Below are 18,487 nucleotides of genomic sequence, written 5' to 3'. Positions count from 1 at the left end.
CTCTAATTCCTTGAGCTCCAACGTGTAATTTGATACAATGACCATGGTGATTGGGAAGACGTCTCCGGTGATACTGTTAGAGCAGTAACACGACTTATGGAGGCGTCTTTTCCTTTCCTAGATTAACTTACATGGTCATTATATCGGTCAATATCTGGACAATCTTAACCGTCAACTGACGGTCATATTAGATTAGCGGAAACAGTTAGTGATAAAGGCAGGGAAGTACTAGATTTAATAAAAAAATTATTAATTCCAGAGGAAAGATCGTTTTCTTTTTATATTGATGCAATAACTGGTTCCTATTGCTCAGTTGAAGGCCACCAATTATATTCGACTCAATCTATAAAACAATTAAGTATTAAATCTATTCACCCAAGTAAAAACGTACCTATGCCCTCTGAAGAGGATCTCGTGTTTAATAACATTGAAAATCTCATAAAAGATATGCAGGCAAAAGGACAATCTGGAGTTCCCAAGGGTGGACTTTTAGAAATAATTAGCTTAGATAAAATTTATACTATGTATTCAAAGTTGAGAGTCCTGATTTTTTACAATTTTAAGACCGCACAGTATCAGTATATGGTTTTTGATCGTGATTATCGTGCTCATGAATTTGATGGAGTATTACTTTCTGCCGATTTCGAGGAACAGCTTGGAGTACTAACGTTAGAGAAAATTGAGCCAGCAATGTTTTTGCCAATTACCGAAAAAATCACCACTACTCTCTTAGAAGAAGCAACAAAAAATCTTGAAGAGCTCAAGAAAGCTGAGAGTAAATTAATTGATGTTAGTACCGCTAACCACAATAAGACGGTACCAAACCATGAAATTCAAAAGTTAATGGATAGTGTTGATGAACTCAAAAGGAATACACGGATACTAAGAGTTTACGAGTTTAAAACAACACTCAATCGGACTTTTGATAATGCAAAGAAATGCGTTGTACTAGTTCTTCCTGTTTTAGATGACGGTACGCTTGATGATGATATTTTAGCCCGATTAGATAAAACACTTCAAAAGGGAGTCAATGTATTTATACTCTTCGGAAATGAACATTCACAAAAGGTGAAACCTAAAAGAGATGAAAAGAATATTTTGGGAATCCTTAAAGAATTAAAAGAAAAGAAGCATGGAGTACGGCTAATATATAAAAAAATTGAAATAATAGATGAAAAAATTATTGTTTGTGATGATTCCTTTATAGTAGTTGGTGGATATAAATGGATCGAATCTGAGTCGCATTCCTCTTTGGGAGTGAAGATTGATAATTGTGTCTACACTGAAAATAAAATTGTAATAAAAGAAACAATTGAAGAGCTACAAGTATTGTCTAAGGTGTCTATATGGGAGAATATTAGGATGTCGAAAGAGGGCGCGAACAAAGAGGTTAATGTTTTCTTTTCATATTCACATAAAGATGAATTAATGAGGGATGAACTAGAAAAACATTTAACCTTATTGGTAAGAAACAAAATAATTACAACTTGGCATGACAGAAAAATTGATGCAGGAAGTAATCTGGATCTTGAGGTAGATGAAAATATTAAAGCAGCAGACATTATTCTTTTATTAATTAGTGTGGATTTTCTTGCATCTAACTACTGTTATGAAATTGAAATGAAAATAGCTTTAGAGAGACATGAAAAGCAAGAAGCAAGAGTGATACCAATTATATTAAGACCATGTAATTGGACGTCTGCACCCTTCAAGGGTTTGTTAGCATTACCTACAGATGGAAAAAGTGTATCAACATGGGTTGATAAAGATGAAGCGTTTCTAAACATAGCAAAAGGAATCGAAAATGTTGCAAAAAAGATAAAGTCCAGCTAAATGTTACCAAATAAAGGAGCTTCTGTTGAAGGTGTTATTATAGTTTCCAACTTTCTTTACTTGGTAGATCCTGGTGGTTCCACACTTTCTTTTTTTTATGTTTATCAGATGCCACGACAAACCCAGTAAAATCAATAAAAATGGTTCCTGACTTTTTTATCACCTGACACCGGTGAAATAAAAGTGTGGAACCAATAAAGAAACTATGGAACCAGTAAATAATGTATGGAACCATGCATGAATTGATTTATTAAAACATCTTGAGGGTAGCCTGATGAGTTTATATTCGGGCTACCCTGTTTTTTGTTTTGACGGATTGTAAAATGAAGTGCGTCACCTAGAAAAACAAAAGGCCCATGCAGGCTTCGTGTAAAATGGAAGTTACCACACCACCACTTTGTACAGGAGAAACCAACATGAGCTACTCCCAACTTAACATAATTGAACGAGGACAACTAGAAGCGCTGCATCGATTAGGCTGGTCATGCCGCAAAATGGGGCATGAGCTAGGTCGACATCCTTCTACTATCGCACGAGAACTGGCACGTAGCGGTGTCCCAGTCAAATAAAGTATTAGACTGAAAAATAAAGTTGTAGACTGGGAAAATAAAGATATAGACTGAGAAAATAAAGTCTTAGACTGACGATTCGTCATTAAGCTCCCATGAAAATTAAATCCGCGAAAAACCTCAAAAAGACGAGCCGTCATGATGCAATGATATTTCTTCAGGAAGCACTGAACACCGCTGCATAAGCGCGATCAGCGATTAGAATAGCCGGAGATTATGTCGTATATTCATCTTGGTCTTGCCACCCTGAAGGAAAATAATGAAGAGAACAATTTACCAATATTAAAAATACATTTTTTTATAAATTAACCAATTATATATACAAATGATGTAAACTTTTGGTAGCTCTAAAATGAAAGGAGTTAAAAGGAAGGCGATTTCTATTAGTTGAAACGCGATATTATATTTTTAAATTTTAATACGAGGAGGTTTTATTGTGAAATTTAAATGTCGTTAATCCTGCTTATTGTAATTACTGCTGTATGCTCCTCTTCAAATGTTCAAGCAAATAGCTATTATATTGAAGAAGCTGATAGTGTAATAAGCTTGGATCATAATGCAGGGTTAACATCATATTACGCAAAATACAATGCTTGGACTGAAGCAAACACAAGCGTTCCAAGAGTTTGGGTTGGTTATAATATTTATAAAAACGATGTTCTGCAGTTAGTTTCAGAACATACAGAATTTAACGATTGTTGTATAGAGAATAGAGGTCAAACCACTTCTTCTTCGTTAAGTAGTGCGAGATGGGAAATCTATGCGGATCATGCTATCAGAGAAGGATGTTGTGATTCTATAGACTCAGCTACTTCATATGATACTATTTATTACAGTGCTTCATAATTGTGAAATAAAAATTTATAGAAGGAACAATAATGTCTAAAAAATGGTTTATTGTTGTTTTGTCTGCAGTCTTATTTTTAACAGCGTATGGACTTGTTCATGCAAGTCAAAAACATTTTATTTTTTCAGAACCTCAAAATGCTACTGAAGTAAAAATTAAAGAAAAAATCGATAACGACATTAAACAAACTCGAAAACGTATTGCATCTGAAGCTTCTGAATCGTATAAAGTGGATCTGCAGAAATTCAATCTTATCCAAGATAACGATTTAGTAAATTTACTAAATCAAGATAAAAAACTAGCTGCTGAATATAATGGTGTAGTAAAAAAAGCAAAATGTTGGAGACTATAAACCATTGCTATATTTGCTTGACAATGAAGGTTACATTGTTGTACGAAAAGCAGATGGATCTACCCTTCTTTATGCTCTTTTGAAAAATAATGATAAATGGGATATAGAGATTAAGAAGTAGCTTTCACCATCTACAAACGGATTTTTACGTTATATAGAAAACCTAATGCAGCATGGACGTTTATCAGAGTACAACGGTAGACAAGAACATTCACTAAACAAGCTTCATGGCCGATTTCGGTGGCCTTCTTGCAGGGATACTTCGAAATCATCCGGCGTAATATTGATGCCGAAGATTGCCAAAATATACTTCGCCAGTATATTTCTTTTTGGTATCAGGGACTACGGGCGTTTATTTAACGTTACGAGTGGCTTTTTTTTAGCCTTAATAATGAACGAATATTCATTTTTTTAGAAAGGGTAATATAATGAGAAAAATTGACCAATACATGACCAAACAAAAATTAAATATGGAATATTCCATCACCGGTCTGGGAGAGCCGATTCTAATCATGCATGGCGGGCATTCGAATTGCTTCGAAGAATTCGGTTATAGTGAACTCACAGGTCGGGGATATTCAGTAATTACACCCTCAAGGCCAGGCTATGGCAAAACATCTAAAGAGCTTGGCGAAAATATGATCACTGCGAGCGAATCATACCTTGAACTGCTGGATTATTTGAATATTACCCGTGTTCATGTAATAGCAATTTCCGCAGGTGGTCCCAGTGGAATACATTTTGCATCAAGATATTCGCAGCGAGTGAGAAGTCTTACACTACAATCAGCAGTTACTCATGAATGGATGACTCCTGAAAATCGAATATACAGAACTGCACAAAAACTGTTCCGTCCACCTGTAGAAAAATACGTTTGGCAAATGCTCCGATTGATGAATAATCTTTTTCCTGCCTATCTATTGGGTAAAATGTTATCTTCATTTAGTAAACTTCGGATTAAAGAAGTATGGCCCCATATCAGCGATGATGATAAAAAACAGTTCAAGAAAATGATGGATCGTCAAAGATCAGGGCATGGTTTTTTGATCGATTTATCACAAACAAGTCATGTTCTTAGCTCCGATTTGTCTGCAATTCAATGCCCTACGCTGATTATGCATAGTAAGAACGATGCGTCAGTGCTAGTGGAACATGCCTATTATGCATTTCATCATATTCCAAATGCAAAACTTTCTATACTTGATTCATGGGGGCACCTGATTTGGATCGGAAAAGGCTCCGCAGAAATGCATCATCAACTTCTTGAATTTATGGATAGCCACTAACTATAGTGCGATAACCAGAAACCAGTCTAACACTTTATTTTCGATGAACAGTGTTAACCCGCCAAGTAAGTCCCGATGATGCGTTGATGTCATCGGGGCTTTTTTTATATTTTATGAGAGGTGTCAGAATGTCATCGTTTTAGAGATGAATGATATCATCAGACATATTTCTGTAACAAAATTTGTGAAAATAATCACATACAAATGCAGTGACGATATTTATACTTAGCTTAAACGAAGAGATAAGTATATTATCCTTATTAATTGGGAGGGAATCTTTATGAATCTGACCGCAATAACGGATTATAACGAATCAGTTCCTGCTCATCCAACAGAATTCTATGATATGGTCGAACGCTTGAAAGCAGAACGGAAGGAATTAATCGACCTTCTGACTCAAATCGAAGAAAAGGCTCAAGCAATATCCGGTATATCGAATAGAGATGACCAGCTTCAGTCATTAAGAGATTTGCTAGCGGCCAATAATTTCTTATTTAAGACGATCAAAACCTATGCGAATCAGCAGAGGAAAGAGGTATATCCATTTTTGATCCAATATTTTAACATGAGCGCGGGTCCGAGTATACGTCTCTCCTTTTGGAAGTTGGAAAAGGATCTGGGGCTGGCTGAAAACGACATGGAATCTTTTATGGACTCGATCAATTCTTTAACCTTTACGGCTGATGCCAAACCGCTCAGCGTTATTTTGGTACAGTTAGCTCAGGCGTGCCGACTCATGAGAGAGTATCTCAGAGAGGACGATTTACTGATTACTCCCTTAGCGGAAAAGGTTTTGACTGATATCGATTATTTGTATTCTTAAAAAAACTTTCCGATTAGAACGAGAATTTGTGAAGAGAGGAGATTGGCAATGGCAAAATTAATAAACACGATGGATATTCTTCGACAAGTGCCCATATTCAGATATTTAAACGAAAATGAGCTTTATGAGCTGAACCGCTTTGCGAGACTATGCAAGCTTCGGAAAAAAAACGTTATTTTTACGGAAGGAAGTAAGAAGGAATCTTTATTTTTCATCCATTCGGGAATAATCAAAATCTATAATACGGATGAATATGGTCATGAGAATATTGTTTCCTATTTGAAAAAAAGCGATATGTTTCCTCATACTGCATTATGCGATAATTCGTTGTACCCCTCTTCGGCAGCGTGCATTATGCAGACAGTTTTATTGATTTTGCCCATCAAGCCGCTCGAAAGCTTTCTACTCAAAAACACAACGGCTGCTTTCAAGGTGATGCGTGTCTTATGCGAGCGAATAAACGATCTGCAAAGAGAGAAACAGCAGCTCACCGGACAAGATACGCAGCATCGTGGGCAAATGTTTTTGTTAAAACTCGCAGAAAATGATGGAACGCCTTTGAATGGTGGGCTTCGAATCGGTATTCCAATGTCACGTGAATATTTTGCCGATACGATTGGTGGCACAAGAGAGACAGGGAGCCGTTTTCTGAAGGAGCTGCAAAAGGAAGGAATTGCGGATATGAATCGTTCGGGATTCGTAATTCACGATGTAGAGTCGTTAAAGCATTGGAAGGAAACCTGACGCTTGGGAGGTTATGTAATTGAAAACGCTATTAATTAAAAAAGAAAATGCAGGGAAATCGGAAGCCGATTGGCAAAATCTATCCATGGTTGGATTAATCAATAAGGTTATGTTAGGCAATCACCTTTTTCTAAGAACCGAACTTCCGCTGCTCGGTGAATTAACGAAAAAGATCATGTGTTTGCACGGAAATAAACATGAAGAATTTATTGAGCTGCATCGACTTTTCTGCTGCTTGAAGCATGAATTGGAGCAGCACCTTTTTGACGAGGAAGAATTGTTTTTTCCTTTTATTATTAAGTATGAGAAAACGAACTCAATCGATGCCCTCGAACAAGCGCAGCTATTCATTGACAAACTGGAGACAGACCACAACCTTGTGAGTAAGATTATGAAACAAATGAGACATTTAACATCAAATTATACGTTGCTGGGAGATATTTGCCGAACCAGTGCCTTAACCTTTGCTAGGTTTAACAAGCTAGAGTCGAATATAGAAGATCATATTCATATAGAGAACCGTTATTTATATCCAAGGATCAAAAATTATTGACTGTACGTATAGGCCTGGCAAAAAAAATGCCGGGTTCTTCTCCTAAACAATTAATTGGAGGAACCCGGGCTATATGGGGTGAAAGTTAGCTTTGCGTTACGATTTCACGGCAGAGGAGAGGCTGCTAATTGCCTCTTCTTTTATTCGTTTGCGTGTATTCCAGTCAAATCGCCGCGCGTTGCTCCAGAAGTTGAATTCTCCTGTATAGTAGCCTTCCTTATCAACATGCAGCTTTTTGCGGGAAATCATTTTGACGTAACCGATTACGCGGCTGAAGGTAGCGATGTCATCGCTGTCGCAAACAGGGCAGGCTTCTATGTTTTTCCCATCCTCCGCAACGATTTGCTGGCCGCAGTCAAAGCAGCTTGTCAAGGTTGGAGTCAACGTAATATATTGGATCGGCTTATCGAATATTTTTTTCAAATAATCGGCCAAGCGTTCAGGTGAAAGCTTGCTTTCCAGGAAATGATGCAGAATGCTGCCTGAAGTCGCGTAGGCTTGAAATTCGGCGCTATTTTCAATTTGCCGCAGGAAATCGTCTTCGCTGAACGGGAGCATGCAGCCCGATGTCAAATAAACGTTTTCTCCAGTCCCTTGAACGAAAATATCCCGATTGTTTCGACTTGCCCATTTCACATCGTGTCTGGCCAACTTAATGGCCGCGTTCTCTCCGGGAGCATATTCAATCCCGCATGCGACCTTGTCTCTGACTATGAATTCATTGATTTTGTCAGTCATAAACTGCATGATCCGATGTGCCAGCCGCTTGCCGCTCTCGTTGCTCATGCCGCCTGAGTAACCGATATTAATAAGTCCTTCATGCATGCCGGTAACGGCGAATACGTTGAAATAGTTGGATAAATCCCGATTTAAGGCAAAAAAAGTCGGATAAAGTTCTTTATTCCGTTCAATCCACGCCCGTTTCACCATATGACCTTCCTGCATCGTATTCATCAGCTCTTCGATTTTGGAAAATAACAATTGCTCATGATGTCCGTATTCCATCAGCACCCGGTTCAGGTTCATATTCAACACCTGCACGGCACCGGTTGAACCGGTTGAGCTGCCAAATATGCCGCTGCCTAGTCTGGACAGCACAGACAAATCGATTTGAAGTCTGCAGCATAAGCTGCGGCTAACTTCCGGATCCCGAGGTTTAATATAGGGATTGAGGCGGCGATAGGTTTCATTCTGGAACGGTTCCGTTCGGAAGTTTTCGAAATAAACCCCGCCCCAGCGGTACATGCCGTCCAGCATTTCGAGAAACAGCCTGTTGTTATAATCGAAATCGTCGTCGATGGGTACGGTTAGAAGCGGGAACGTGAACGGGAGGCCGGTCCCGGTGCCCTGCTTCATCACCTCAATTACGGCCTTATTGATTCTATCAAAGTACTCGGAAGGAATATCGCGGTAACAGATGTTAAGCGGCTCTCCGCCAATCACGATAAAATCATTCTTGATTTCGTCCGATGGTTTGCCGAATTCCAGCGTAATGTTGGTGAAAGCCGATTGCGATCCGCCGCGCAAAGGCATGTTCATTTCCCAAATGAGGCTTTGGAACAGTTGCTGCAGTTCTTCGGCGGTGAAACGCCGTCCTTTAACCGTTTCCTCGAAATACAAATAGGAAGCGGATATCGTGGTCATTTGCGACAACATAACGGCACCGGATACCTGCTGAGACATCAGTACAATGATGTTGCTGAAATGTCTGAGCAGTGTTTCAAGCTTTTTGGTCGGATGGGAGGACATCATATTTTTCGCAAGCGTAGGAATCCCGCTGGTAGCGATGTCTTTGCATGCCACGCTTAGGCAATAGGGACTTAATTGTTTATCATGTATGTAGACGACGCCTTCGCAGTACAGCTCGGTCAATTTAGCCGGCAGAATGTGCTGCAGTAAATATTCTTCTTCAGCAAAGTTGGTCAGATTGTGGCGCAATAAAGGCAATGAATAAACGTAGTTGCTGTTTTCCCGTTTTAAATAATCGGCTTGCTTGGATTCAGATGCGGAAGTGAAGGTTTCAATAATATCCGTGGACTGACGAAACATGATAATCCTCCTTCAATTTTCAATGAAATTGTTACTCGGTCTGCGGCGGGTGATAGGGATTCAGGCAATAGGGGACGATGCTGTTGTGCTTGGTTTTCAAATCATTGACATACGTTGATATTTGTTCGAAATATTCATCGCTAAGCAGCGGATAGCGAACGGTTCTTACTTGACTTAATGCGCTGTTGTGAAGGATGACGGTTTCCACAGACTCGAGAATATCGAGGCAAAAGCGTTTGGAAGGGACGACGCCGATAACCGCTTCGAACACCTCCGGTTCATCCCTTGGATTCAAACAATGGAATGGCAGTTTCATATCGATATGAACGCCGTCAATTAAGTCATTGGCAAGCATGCTCTTCATTTTGCGCGGGAATGTGCCATTTGTGAACATGATGATTTTCCCTTTGAAAATATGGCGCAACTCTCGAAGAAAACGCTCCATTTCAGAACTGTCGTTCACCAGAAACTCTCCTCCGCTGAACAGCACGGCGTCGAACATCCCGTCGCAGCCGGTCAAGCGGCCGAGAACCTGTTCTGCCGTTAAATGACGACCATCCGGTTTTCTCGCAATTAGTTCGGCGTCGTTATGACAGCCATAGCAGCGCATATTGCACCCGTTCCAAGCATGAATGAGCAAGGAGAGATGTCCAGGCAAATCATCGAACGTACGAATAAAACGGGGGTGAAAGGCAAGCATTCAATTCTCTCCTGTTATTAGAAATATCCGAGCTGGTCTTTGGCTTCTTCTGTCATCATACCCGGCGTCCAGGGAGGTTCCCACACCACATTGACTTCGACCTTGTTAAAGCCCATTTGACCTTGCAGGACATGCTTGACGCCCCCGGCTATCGTATCGTGCATCGGACAGCCCGGCGTGGTAAGCGTCATTCGGACCGCAACTTCATCATCCTTCCACTTCACGCCGTAGATAAGCCCGAGATCGACAATATTGATACCGAGTTCAGGATCGTAAACTTGCCGCAGCAGCCCGCGAACGCCTTCTTCCGACCTTTCATCCATCGTGCACCGCTCCTCTCTTCAAAAACTTACCGAGTAAATACAAGGGCAATTAATGAAATATATCCAAGTGAAAACAGGGAAAAGAAAATCCCTCCGATTAGAACGAAGCTCTGAAGGCCGAACGTGAATCCGGCAAACAAAATCAATAGCGAGCATGCGATTGCGCCTAAACCCGCATTTACCCCTTTCTCGCCGAGCAGATCGGCCATTGTCGGTGTACCTGGTCTTCCCACTCGAGCTCCGTACTTATGCGTCCACCATAGAAACGGTGCAATCTTGGACAAATAGCATAAGATCATGAAGGCTACCCAGCCTGCCAGATAGATCCATCCGGAGACTGTTATAAATTCGGCGGTTAGAAGCTCTTGCGGGCGCAGCAACAAGTAGATCAGCATGAGGACTGCAGAAACGGCGAGAGCGCGGCAACTGTACACAGACCATAAGATACCGGCACCCGGGTGCCGCTTGTGGCGGTGCTTAAACACCTGCGAAATGAAAAGGTTATACGTAATAATGGCTAGCGTTATAAACAGCAGTGCAATCCATTTTGTCCAGAAGCCCCACCCCAGCAGAAAGGAGGCTGCGCCGGTCAGCACCCCGAGATTCCATAAGCCAAGCGTCGCATAGTTCATTCGGACAGGAAACCCATGCGCCAAATAGAACATCGGGAGCATTTTGTAGCTGAAGCCGGTAATGAGCATACCAAACCAGCCAAGGGTCCCTAACCAAATATGTGCGCCGAACAATCTCTCGTGCAGCAAGTTCCAGTCGCCTAAAGCAAAGTTTAATCCCATCGCCATTCCGGAGAGACCCGTCAGAACCAAATACAAGACGGCACAGGCTGTACTGATTGTAATCGCGTTCCATTGTGCGGCGCGAAGCAAGGTGACGGCCATGTTCCAAGCGAATAATAAGATGCCTATCAGCGTGAGTGTCGCAAAGCCCGCAATCCAGGATACATCACCTCGTATGAACCCGTATAGCAATCCGGACACGCCGAGAGTAAAGGCCGCAAAGTGGAAATAGGCGAGCGTTTCGCTGTATATTTTCGATTGTAAAATGACGTGAATGAGCTGATATACGGCACCCATGGCAATCATCGCGGCCCATCCCAATATAATTAAATGGATGTGAAACCAGCCGGTTGGACCGCGGAGATCGCCATTCATCCATCCTGCAAGAGACACAAGGGAAGAGATATGGAACAATACGAAACCAACGACTCCTGTGAATATGAACAGAAAGGGGAGACGTGACATGAGCTTCGCCCCCTTATCGTTTTTGTATAATGACCTTTGCCGAGCCGTCAGCCTGATCTTCAATTTGAAAAGGATAGCCGAGGTTTTTTAATTCCTCGATCAGAAAGACAGGTACTCTGTCATTGTGAATGATGATTTCATCGCCAGGCTCGCTTTTATCAAGCGCATTTAGTGTGCGAATCATAGGCTGCGGCGGTTCAAGCCCGCGGTTATCCAGCTTTATTGTTCTTTTGTCGCGGTCCTTTGGTGCTTCCAGTTTATGCTGGAAGTCATCCTCTTCAGCCTGCCCACCCGCTTTAACGGCCTCTAAACTTTTTTTATTGCTCTTATGAACGAAGGTAACGATCCAATGATCTGTAGTTAACTGCTCGGTCTTATTCGCATACCCTCTCATCTTCAAGACACCCAGTAATGGAGTAGGCTTAAAGGTTGCATGAAGGACGAAAATATCATTTTTTTCCAATAGCTTAACTTGATCCATGATGACTTGAAAAGGTTCGAGCTTTTGCTGCAAATAAGGCCGCACATCCAGTTCGACTGTTCGTGGAGCGTTTGGCTGCATTTCATTTCACCTCCGGCTTCTAGACATATAGCTTGGCTTCCTCGTACAATCCCGTCATTCCTCCGTATAAGGCGTAAAAGAAAGAGTCTGGCGCGTCAAGCGAGAATGAGGTGTATTCCTTTGGGTCGATTCGAAGCATTCTCTCAAACAGAGCAGCGCTGTCGTACGCATAGAAGCAAAAGTACGTGTAATCGAACTCCGGCATTTTTTCAACTATCGTTACAATGTCATGAGCGAATTCGTTAATATGCTGCCGTGCATCCTTGATCATGGCTGTCGCGTTATCCAGCTTGACGGAAATCTTAATCGTTTTCTCATTGATAATCTCTATGCCGGCCATCTAACCACTCCCAATCCAAGCTGCTACAGCTTGCCGATTTTCACTTTGAACGTTTCCGGCCCTTTCTCGAGGTATTCCCAAGTGAACTGCTCTTTGTACATAGATTCAAACTGAAAACGCAGCGGCATGGGATCATGATCGTTGATTAAAAGCATTGCCTCGGATGGCTGCAGCTTATTAAAGGTTTCAAATATGACCTTGTGCTTCAATTGAGGCGGGTATTCTGTGGCATTGACGGAAGCGGTGAATAATGGTTGCATCGTGTATTCCTCCTGTGAAAGATGATTTTGATTACACCGTTATTATATAGGGATGAGGTAATCGGCTTTGTGACGCTCATCACAAATAGAAATATTTCTTAATGACCCCTAACAGCTTTACCATTGTCATTACCGTCATCAGTTACCCTCAAGATAGCAACAGCCCCTTTGGAAGCATGATTGAATTGATGGGTTACAATCGGGTAATCCCCCTCCTCGGTGACGGTTACTTCCACGACAGCACCGCCGCTGGCAGGGAGAATCAAGGTTTGAAGACCATAGAGCACATTTTTGGGATTCCCATCCAAATAGACACGGTCCATTACGGTGCCCGCGATATGAAGCGAACTTATTTCATTTGGGCCGGCATTGTTTACATAAAATCGAACCTTGTCTCCGACTTTCGCCAGAAACGGCTTTTCTTTTAAAGTAAAGTCGTCTCCATTAAATACCACGTAGGATGGCTCGTCATTTAAGAACGATTCAAAGTCGTTTTCCTTGTACCATTCGCTTTGAACAATCGTGTACTCCCGATCAATCAGCTCGTCCGAAGGATAACCGTTTGTCGGCTCAACAATAATGATCCCATACATGCCGTTCGCGATATGCGACAAAACGGGCTTTGTTCCGCAGTGGTACATGAATACGCCCGGAGTATGGACCGGATACGTAAAGTTGCCCTTCTCATTTGGCATGACATCGATAAATTTGCTGCTTGGCGCAGCATGCACGGCGTGAAAATCCATCGAATGAGGGATCGCCGGGTCAAGATTTCTAAGCGTGAAGTTAAGCGTATCTCCTTCTTTCACCCGAAGAACAGGGCCGGGCACCGTTCCGTTAAAGGTCCATGCATTGTAATTGACGCCTTTCGAGATTTCGATATCCGTGATCTGCGCAGTCATTTCAATAGAAACGATGTTTCCGTCTCGCTTCACGACGGGCATCACTGGCGGTTGATTGATTTTGTGAATAACGGGGGTTGATTCAACCGTGACGTTGTTTTCAGTGCCAGCGTTCATGCATCCTCCTAGAATCAAGATGAACGCGATCCATGCATGGAGGCGTCTATTCCGTTTCGGCATTGCAATCATCCTTCCTTATTGAATTGGTGTTAAATAAGTGAAAACATTCACAATGTATCTTGCAGTTGGGGAACGTTGATAAATTTAATATAGGATAAGTCAGTTGTGTTAAGTGTGATGGTACTCACAGCAACAGCTTTATTTATTCATTAAGATGGTTTCAGTTTTTAATTGCAGCGAGAGGAGGAGTAGGATGAAGACTTTAATAACTGAAAGAGACTACAAGGAGAATCCATTCATCGTGATATGGGAAGTCACTCGGGCATGCGCCTTGAAATGTCTGCACTGCCGGGCGGAAGCGCAGTATAGAGCGGATCCGCGTCAGCTGTCTTTCGAGGAAGGAAAGAAACTTATTGATGAAATTGCCGGGATGGATCATCCTTTATTCGTATTTACAGGCGGAGATCCGCTTATGCGTCCCGATTTATTCGAGCTTGCCCAGTATGCTATCGAAGAAAAGGGGCTGCCTGTTTCGATGACGCCGAGCGCTACGCCAAAGGTTACCCGCGAAGCGATACGTAAAGCCAAGGAGGTCGGATTATCGCGGTGGGCCTTTAGTCTTGACGGCTCAAGCGCAGCCATTCACGATCACTTTCGCGGCACGCGGGGATCTTATGAGCGGACGATGAAGGGCATCGAATATTTGAAGGAGCAGAAGATACCCATTCAAGTAAACACAACGGTATCGGTTTATAATCTTCACGATCTTGAGGCAATTGCGGAGAAGGTCAAGGATATGGGGGCTGTGCTTTGGAGTTTGTTTTTCCTGGTGCCGACTGGACGTGCGTTGAAGAAGGATATGATCACTGCCGATCAGCATGAAGAGGTGATGAAATGGTTGTGCCAATTGGGGCAAAAAATGCCTTATGGCGTGAAAGCGACGGAAGCGCCTCATTACAGAAGGGTATTTTTGCAGGATAGCAAGCGTTTAGGCGAAAGGATAGCCCCAGGCGGGGAGAAACGAATGGATATGCTCGGACGCGCTCCCAAAGGCGTCAATGACGGCGACGGATTTGTTTTTATAAGCCATACCGGCGATGTGTATCCTAGCGGTTTCCTGCCCGTTGTTTGCGGCAATGTCAGAGAGCGGCCTTTAACGGAAATTTACCGGGACTCCGCGGTTATGAGGCAGCTGCGCGACAAATCGCTGTTAAAGGGCAAGTGCGGGGTGTGCGAATTCAAGGAAATATGCGGGGGTTCGAGGGCTAGAGCCTATGCGGTTACCGGAGATTACCTGGAAAGCGATCCTTATTGCGCCTATGTGCCGAAAGCATTTCAACAACAAGGCAGTTTGCAGTCGATCTAACATGAATCTGATAAGGTGGTGGAAGACATGCAGTATAAAAAGCTTTGGTTAGCATTATTCTTGGTGTTCGCAATTTCATTCGCGGTGCTGCTGTATTACGGAGGAGAAATTATTCAGGAGAAGCCTCCGATTCCGAGTCAAGTCGTATCGGAGGAGGGAGACGTCGTATTCACAAGAGATGATATTTTGGATGGACAAAATATATGGGAGCGAATGGGCGGTCAGGAGATCGGGAGTATTTGGGGGCATGGATCCTATGTCGCACCGGACTGGACGGCAGACTGGCTGCATAGACAGCTCGTTTGGATGACTGATCAATGGTCGGAAGAAAAGTATCAAATGCCGTATGACCAGTTGTCCGAGGAACGGCAGGCTGAAATTAAAGCAACGTTAAAGAGAGAAATCAGAACGAACACTTATAATGAAGCGAAAGATGAAATTGTCATTTCCGGCCTTCGAGCGGAGTCTATCGAGGTTGTGGGTGCGTATTATTCCAAAGTATTCGGCAACGATCCGTCCATGGCGGAGTATCGCGAGCAAATTGCGCTGCCGGCAAATACGGTCGGCTCTGCGCAAGATCGGGAAAAACTGATTGCCTTCTTCTGGTGGGCTACATGGGCGACTTCCACGAATCGGATCGATTCGGATATTACGTATACTAATAACTGGCCGGGCGAGCCTCTCATCGATAATGTGCCGACGAATTCGTCCATTATGTGGTCCATATTGAGTGTCATTTTACTAATAGCCGGAGTGGGCGCTCTTGCTTGGTATAACGCCGTTCAGAAAAGCAAGGAAACGAACGAACATGAACATATACCGGATAAGGATCCGCTGCTCAAAGTGAAAGTAACGCCTTCCATGCGGGCGACGCTCAAATATTTCTGGATCGTAACCGGCTTGATCGTCGTTCAGGTTGGACTAGGAGCGATCACCGCTCACTATGCAGTAGAAGGAAACGGATTTTACGGCATCCCTCTGGACAAATGGTTTCCTTACAGTGTAACGCGAACCTGGCACCAGCAATTGGCGGTGTTCTGGATTGCAACTGCATGGTTAGCAACTGGTCTGTACATTGGTCCCGCCATCTCTGGACATGAACCGAAATACCAGCGTTTTGGGGTGAATTTTCTTTTTGGCTGTTTGCTGCTGATCGTCGTAGGGTCCATGGTTGGAGAATGGATGGCAGTCAAGGGCTATATTACGAGTGCAACCCATAATTTTTATTTTGGCCATCAAGGGTACGAATATGTAGATTTGGGACGCGCATGGCAGATTTTCCTGACGGTTGGCTTGTTCTTATGGTTCTTCCTCATGGCTAGAGCGATATGGCCGGCCCTGAAGAAGAAAGGGGAAAGCCGACATCTGCTTGTATTATTTTTAATTGCTTCGATTGCCATTCCCGCATTTTATATTCCCGGCTTAATGTGGGGGCCGCAAACTCACTTAACGATCATTACCTACTGGCGATGGTGGGTTGTCCACTTATGGGTGGAAGGTTTTTTTGAAGTGTTCGCCACGGTTGTTATTGCGTTCCTCTTCACCAGAATGGGTTTAATTCGAACGGCGTCTGCAACGGCGACAGTGCTGTTCTCAACCGTTATTTTTCTGGCAGGCGGCATTATCGGCACGTTCCATCACTTGTACTTCGCCGGCACGCCAATCGGAGTATTGGCATTCGGGGCCTCTTTCAGCGCACTGGAGGTAGTTCCGCTGCTGCTGATTGGATTTGAAGCCTATGAGAATATGAGGCATGGTCAAGCAAAGCCATGGGTAACGCGATATAAGTGGCCTATTTACTTCTTTGTAGCCGTATCCTTCTGGAATCTTGTCGGTGCGGGCCTGTTCGGTTTTCTGATTAACCCGCCGATTGCGCTTTACTATATGCAGGGGCTGAACACAACCGCTTTGCACGCGCATGCCGCACTGTTTGGCGTATACGGCATGCTTGGGATCGGGCTGATGCTGTTCTGCTTGCGTGGATTAACCGGGGAAAATGCTTGGAAAACAAAGCTGTTGAAGTTTTCCTTCTGGTCGCTCAACATCGGACTCATGACGATGGGTCTTGCAAGTCTGCTTCCGGTCGGTATTTTGCAAACCTTGGCCAGTATGGAGCACGGAATGTGGTATGCCAGATCCGCTGAATTTCTTCATACGAGCTTGATGCAGAACCTTGTATGGCTGCGGGCTCTCGGGGACACGATCTTTGCGCTTGGGGTTCTGGGAATTGCCTGGTTTGTCATCGGCTTAAAGACAGGCAAGTCGTTGGTTGGCGGCAAGTAGTAATCTGGTTTTCCAATCCGAATAGGCTGCCTGGTTATGTGCCGGCAGCCCATTCATTCAAAGGAGGCCTATGGAAATGAAGAAAGGCTGGGCTCAGCTTACTGTTTTCTACTTCATGGTCACTGCTGTCTCCGGCAGTCTCATGAGGAGCATAGCGATCCTTCCGCTTCCTGCGGTCCGTTATGAACACCTGTTGCACGCCCATTCCCATCTAGCTTTGCTCGGTTGGGCTTATATGGCGCTGGTGCTGTTGTTTCTCGCGCATTTCTTTACCTATAACGATAGAAACGGTCGGACAATAAAATGGTTATTAGGACTGACGCAGCTGACCGTCGTAGGGATGTTTGTCTCGTTCAGCTTACAAGGCTATGCCGTTTTTTCGATCGGTTTCTCGACTGTTCATATCCTTTTGTCTTACTGGTTTACTGTAATCGCTTGGAGACAATTGCGCCTGCAAGCGTCTAATATGTCCCATAATCCGACTTCTATCCTGTTTGCCAAGGGCAGCTTGATTAGCTTATCCGTATCCTCTCTTGGACCTTGGGGACTCGCTGCGCTTAGTGCAAATCAGCTTCAAGAAACTCCGCTTTATGATGCGGCTATTTATTTCTACCTGCATCTTCAATACAACGGCTGGTTCACGCTTGGCCTTATGGCGGTTTTACTGCGGATTTTCGAAGAAAAACGAATAAATTATTCCATACGGTCAGCAAAAGCAATGTTCTGGCTGTACGTCTGTTCTTTGCTGCCTTCCTTTCTATTATCCGTCATGTGGTTCAAGCCGGATAAAGGATGGTATGTCGCGGCAGCGATTGCCGCAATTGTACAGTGGATCGCCACTATCCTGTTCGGTATCGTGATGTATCAAGCGCGTTCGTCCTTGAAATCGGTCTTCGAGGGATGGGCGGGGAGATTTTTGGCTTTATCGTTGGCTGTTCTGCTCATTAAGGCGACGCTGGAGCTTGGCCCTGCCGTACCGGGATTATCGGCAATGATCTACGATTCGCGCAGTGTGGTTATCGGGTATTTGCATCTGACTTTACTTGGGTTTGTCAGTTTGATGTGCATGGCGCTTTTTATTCAGCAGGGGTGGATGGATGGGAAGCGGAAAGCGGCAAAGATCGGATATGTCGTATTCCTCGTTGGATTTGGCGTGAATGAGCTTGTATTATTTTTGCAGGGCTTGTTCGATTGGATGGGACTTGGAGCTCTTCTCTACGGTAGAGAGTGGCTATGGGCAGCGAGTTCGGCAATGGCAATAGGCATATTCCTGTTCTGGAGGAAAGGAATGGCCGCACGCGGCTAGGGCGGCTGCC

18 protein-coding genes and 1 pseudogene are annotated in these 18,487 nt (G+C 43.5%); 11 read left to right on the top strand and 8 right to left on the bottom strand.

Annotated elements, in window-relative coordinates; all coding sequences use genetic code 11:
* The first annotated feature begins 414 nt into the window (after positions 1–414).
* The 8 genes and pseudogenes from AC2TDN_RS15115 (at position 415) to AC2TDN_RS15080 (ending at position 7,007) form a co-directional block, all read left to right on the top strand.
* Positions 415–1,833, top strand: coding sequence for a TIR domain-containing protein (locus AC2TDN_RS15115; protein ID WP_484688578.1), 1,419 nt, complete (start codon positions 415–417; stop codon positions 1,831–1,833).
* Positions 1,834–2,249: 416 nt separating this feature from the next.
* Positions 2,250–2,384: pseudogene (locus tag AC2TDN_RS15110) on the top strand (helix-turn-helix domain-containing protein); the annotation flags it as partial.
* A gap of 465 nt (positions 2,385–2,849) precedes the next feature.
* Entirely contained in the window at positions 2,850–3,248 is a 399-nt protein-coding gene (locus tag AC2TDN_RS15105; protein WP_484688577.1) for a hypothetical protein, read from the top strand.
* Between the two features lie 32 nt (positions 3,249–3,280).
* Complete coding sequence (locus AC2TDN_RS15100; protein ID WP_484688576.1) at positions 3,281–3,601, top strand: hypothetical protein; 321 nt, start codon at positions 3,281–3,283, stop codon at positions 3,599–3,601.
* Between the two features lie 428 nt (positions 3,602–4,029).
* Positions 4,030–4,887, top strand: a complete 858-nt coding sequence (locus tag AC2TDN_RS15095; protein ID WP_484688575.1) for an alpha/beta fold hydrolase — start codon at positions 4,030–4,032, stop codon at positions 4,885–4,887.
* 280 nt (positions 4,888–5,167) lie between these two features.
* Complete coding sequence (locus AC2TDN_RS15090; RefSeq protein WP_484688574.1) at positions 5,168–5,710, top strand: hypothetical protein; 543 nt, start codon at positions 5,168–5,170, stop codon at positions 5,708–5,710.
* A 48-nt stretch (positions 5,711–5,758) separates the two neighbouring features.
* Entirely contained in the window at positions 5,759–6,454 is a 696-nt protein-coding gene (locus AC2TDN_RS15085) for a Crp/Fnr family transcriptional regulator (RefSeq protein ID WP_484688573.1), read from the top strand.
* A gap of 19 nt (positions 6,455–6,473) precedes the next feature.
* Positions 6,474–7,007 carry a hemerythrin domain-containing protein gene (locus AC2TDN_RS15080; protein WP_484688572.1) on the top strand — a complete coding sequence of 178 codons (534 nt, stop codon included), beginning with the start codon at positions 6,474–6,476 and terminating at the stop codon, positions 7,005–7,007.
* Between the two features lie 96 nt (positions 7,008–7,103).
* Here AC2TDN_RS15080 and nrdD read toward each other — a convergent pair whose 3' ends face one another.
* The 8 genes from nrdD to AC2TDN_RS15040 all read right to left on the bottom strand — a co-directional run bounded on the left by nrdD (position 7,104) and on the right by AC2TDN_RS15040 (position 13,519).
* Positions 7,104–9,056: an anaerobic ribonucleoside-triphosphate reductase gene (nrdD, locus tag AC2TDN_RS15075; protein WP_484688571.1), complete on the bottom strand. Its 1,953-nt coding sequence runs from the start codon at positions 9,054–9,056 to the stop codon at positions 7,104–7,106.
* Positions 9,057–9,087: 31 nt separating this feature from the next.
* On the bottom strand, positions 9,088–9,756 hold the full coding sequence (locus AC2TDN_RS15070; protein WP_484688570.1) for a radical SAM protein: 669 nt from the start codon (positions 9,754–9,756) through the stop codon (positions 9,088–9,090).
* A 17-nt stretch (positions 9,757–9,773) separates the two neighbouring features.
* Complete coding sequence (locus AC2TDN_RS15065; RefSeq protein WP_482068829.1) at positions 9,774–10,079, bottom strand: metal-sulfur cluster assembly factor; 306 nt, start codon at positions 10,077–10,079, stop codon at positions 9,774–9,776.
* Positions 10,080–10,105: 26 nt separating this feature from the next.
* Positions 10,106–11,338 (bottom strand): hypothetical protein, encoded by a 1,233-nt coding sequence (locus tag AC2TDN_RS15060; protein ID WP_484688569.1) that lies wholly within the window; start codon positions 11,336–11,338, stop codon positions 10,106–10,108.
* Between the two features lie 13 nt (positions 11,339–11,351).
* Complete coding sequence (locus tag AC2TDN_RS15055) at positions 11,352–11,900, bottom strand: DUF2249 domain-containing protein (protein ID WP_484688568.1); 549 nt, start codon at positions 11,898–11,900, stop codon at positions 11,352–11,354.
* 19 nt (positions 11,901–11,919) lie between these two features.
* Positions 11,920–12,240 carry a hypothetical protein gene (locus AC2TDN_RS15050; protein ID WP_484688567.1) on the bottom strand — a complete coding sequence of 107 codons (321 nt, stop codon included), beginning with the start codon at positions 12,238–12,240 and terminating at the stop codon, positions 11,920–11,922.
* Between the two features lie 23 nt (positions 12,241–12,263).
* Positions 12,264–12,500 carry a DUF2249 domain-containing protein gene (locus AC2TDN_RS15045; protein WP_482068833.1) on the bottom strand — a complete coding sequence of 79 codons (237 nt, stop codon included), beginning with the start codon at positions 12,498–12,500 and terminating at the stop codon, positions 12,264–12,266.
* 98 nt (positions 12,501–12,598) lie between these two features.
* Positions 12,599–13,519, bottom strand: coding sequence for a multicopper oxidase domain-containing protein (locus AC2TDN_RS15040; protein ID WP_484688566.1), 921 nt, complete (start codon positions 13,517–13,519; stop codon positions 12,599–12,601).
* Positions 13,520–13,775: 256 nt separating this feature from the next.
* On the opposite strand from AC2TDN_RS15040, the gene AC2TDN_RS15035 reads away from it, so the two are divergent.
* The 3 genes from AC2TDN_RS15035 (at position 13,776) to AC2TDN_RS15025 (ending at position 18,477) form a co-directional block, all read left to right on the top strand.
* The gene (locus AC2TDN_RS15035; protein ID WP_484688565.1) at positions 13,776–14,888 is read left to right on the top strand and encodes a TIGR04053 family radical SAM/SPASM domain-containing protein; all 1,113 of its coding nucleotides are present in this window, start codon (positions 13,776–13,778) and stop codon (positions 14,886–14,888) included.
* Positions 14,889–14,915: 27 nt separating this feature from the next.
* Positions 14,916–17,171 carry a nitric-oxide reductase large subunit gene (locus tag AC2TDN_RS15030; RefSeq protein ID WP_484688564.1) on the top strand — a complete coding sequence of 752 codons (2,256 nt, stop codon included), beginning with the start codon at positions 14,916–14,918 and terminating at the stop codon, positions 17,169–17,171.
* Positions 17,172–17,247: 76 nt separating this feature from the next.
* Positions 17,248–18,477: a hypothetical protein gene (locus AC2TDN_RS15025; RefSeq protein ID WP_484688563.1), complete on the top strand. Its 1,230-nt coding sequence runs from the start codon at positions 17,248–17,250 to the stop codon at positions 18,475–18,477.
* Positions 18,478–18,487 lie beyond the last annotated feature (10 nt).

The sequence above is a fragment of the Paenibacillus sp. Y660 genome (genome assembly GCF_057221575.1).
The sequence above is the reverse complement of the archived record's forward strand: the minus strand, read 5'-3'. Positions and strand labels throughout refer to the sequence as shown.

What these genes read in the sequence shown, in the direction of transcription:
- AC2TDN_RS15040 (WP_484688566.1), bottom strand. Translation starts at nt 13,519, where the DNA reads ATGAACGCTGGCACTGAAAACAACGTCACGGTTGAATCAACCCCCGTT.
- AC2TDN_RS15095 (WP_484688575.1), top strand. Translation starts at nt 4,030, where the DNA reads ATGAGAAAAATTGACCAATACATGACCAAACAAAAATTAAATATGGAA.
- AC2TDN_RS15030 (WP_484688564.1), top strand. Translation starts at nt 14,916, where the DNA reads ATGCAGTATAAAAAGCTTTGGTTAGCATTATTCTTGGTGTTCGCAATT.
- AC2TDN_RS15060 (WP_484688569.1), bottom strand. Translation starts at nt 11,338, where the DNA reads ATGTCACGTCTCCCCTTTCTGTTCATATTCACAGGAGTCGTTGGTTTC.
- AC2TDN_RS15065 (WP_482068829.1), bottom strand. Translation starts at nt 10,079, where the DNA reads ATGGATGAAAGGTCGGAAGAAGGCGTTCGCGGGCTGCTGCGGCAAGTT.
- nrdD (WP_484688571.1), bottom strand. Translation starts at nt 9,056, where the DNA reads ATGTTTCGTCAGTCCACGGATATTATTGAAACCTTCACTTCCGCATCT.
- AC2TDN_RS15085 (WP_484688573.1), top strand. Translation starts at nt 5,759, where the DNA reads ATGGCAAAATTAATAAACACGATGGATATTCTTCGACAAGTGCCCATA.
- AC2TDN_RS15035 (WP_484688565.1), top strand. Translation starts at nt 13,776, where the DNA reads ATGAAGACTTTAATAACTGAAAGAGACTACAAGGAGAATCCATTCATC.
- AC2TDN_RS15025 (WP_484688563.1), top strand. Translation starts at nt 17,248, where the DNA reads ATGAAGAAAGGCTGGGCTCAGCTTACTGTTTTCTACTTCATGGTCACT.
- AC2TDN_RS15090 (WP_484688574.1), top strand. Translation starts at nt 5,168, where the DNA reads ATGAATCTGACCGCAATAACGGATTATAACGAATCAGTTCCTGCTCAT.
- AC2TDN_RS15070 (WP_484688570.1), bottom strand. Translation starts at nt 9,756, where the DNA reads ATGCTTGCCTTTCACCCCCGTTTTATTCGTACGTTCGATGATTTGCCT.
- AC2TDN_RS15055 (WP_484688568.1), bottom strand. Translation starts at nt 11,900, where the DNA reads ATGCAGCCAAACGCTCCACGAACAGTCGAACTGGATGTGCGGCCTTAT.
- AC2TDN_RS15105 (WP_484688577.1), top strand. Translation starts at nt 2,850, where the DNA reads ATGTCGTTAATCCTGCTTATTGTAATTACTGCTGTATGCTCCTCTTCA.
- AC2TDN_RS15050 (WP_484688567.1), bottom strand. Translation starts at nt 12,240, where the DNA reads ATGGCCGGCATAGAGATTATCAATGAGAAAACGATTAAGATTTCCGTC.
- AC2TDN_RS15100 (WP_484688576.1), top strand. Translation starts at nt 3,281, where the DNA reads ATGTCTAAAAAATGGTTTATTGTTGTTTTGTCTGCAGTCTTATTTTTA.
- AC2TDN_RS15045 (WP_482068833.1), bottom strand. Translation starts at nt 12,500, where the DNA reads ATGCAACCATTATTCACCGCTTCCGTCAATGCCACAGAATACCCGCCT.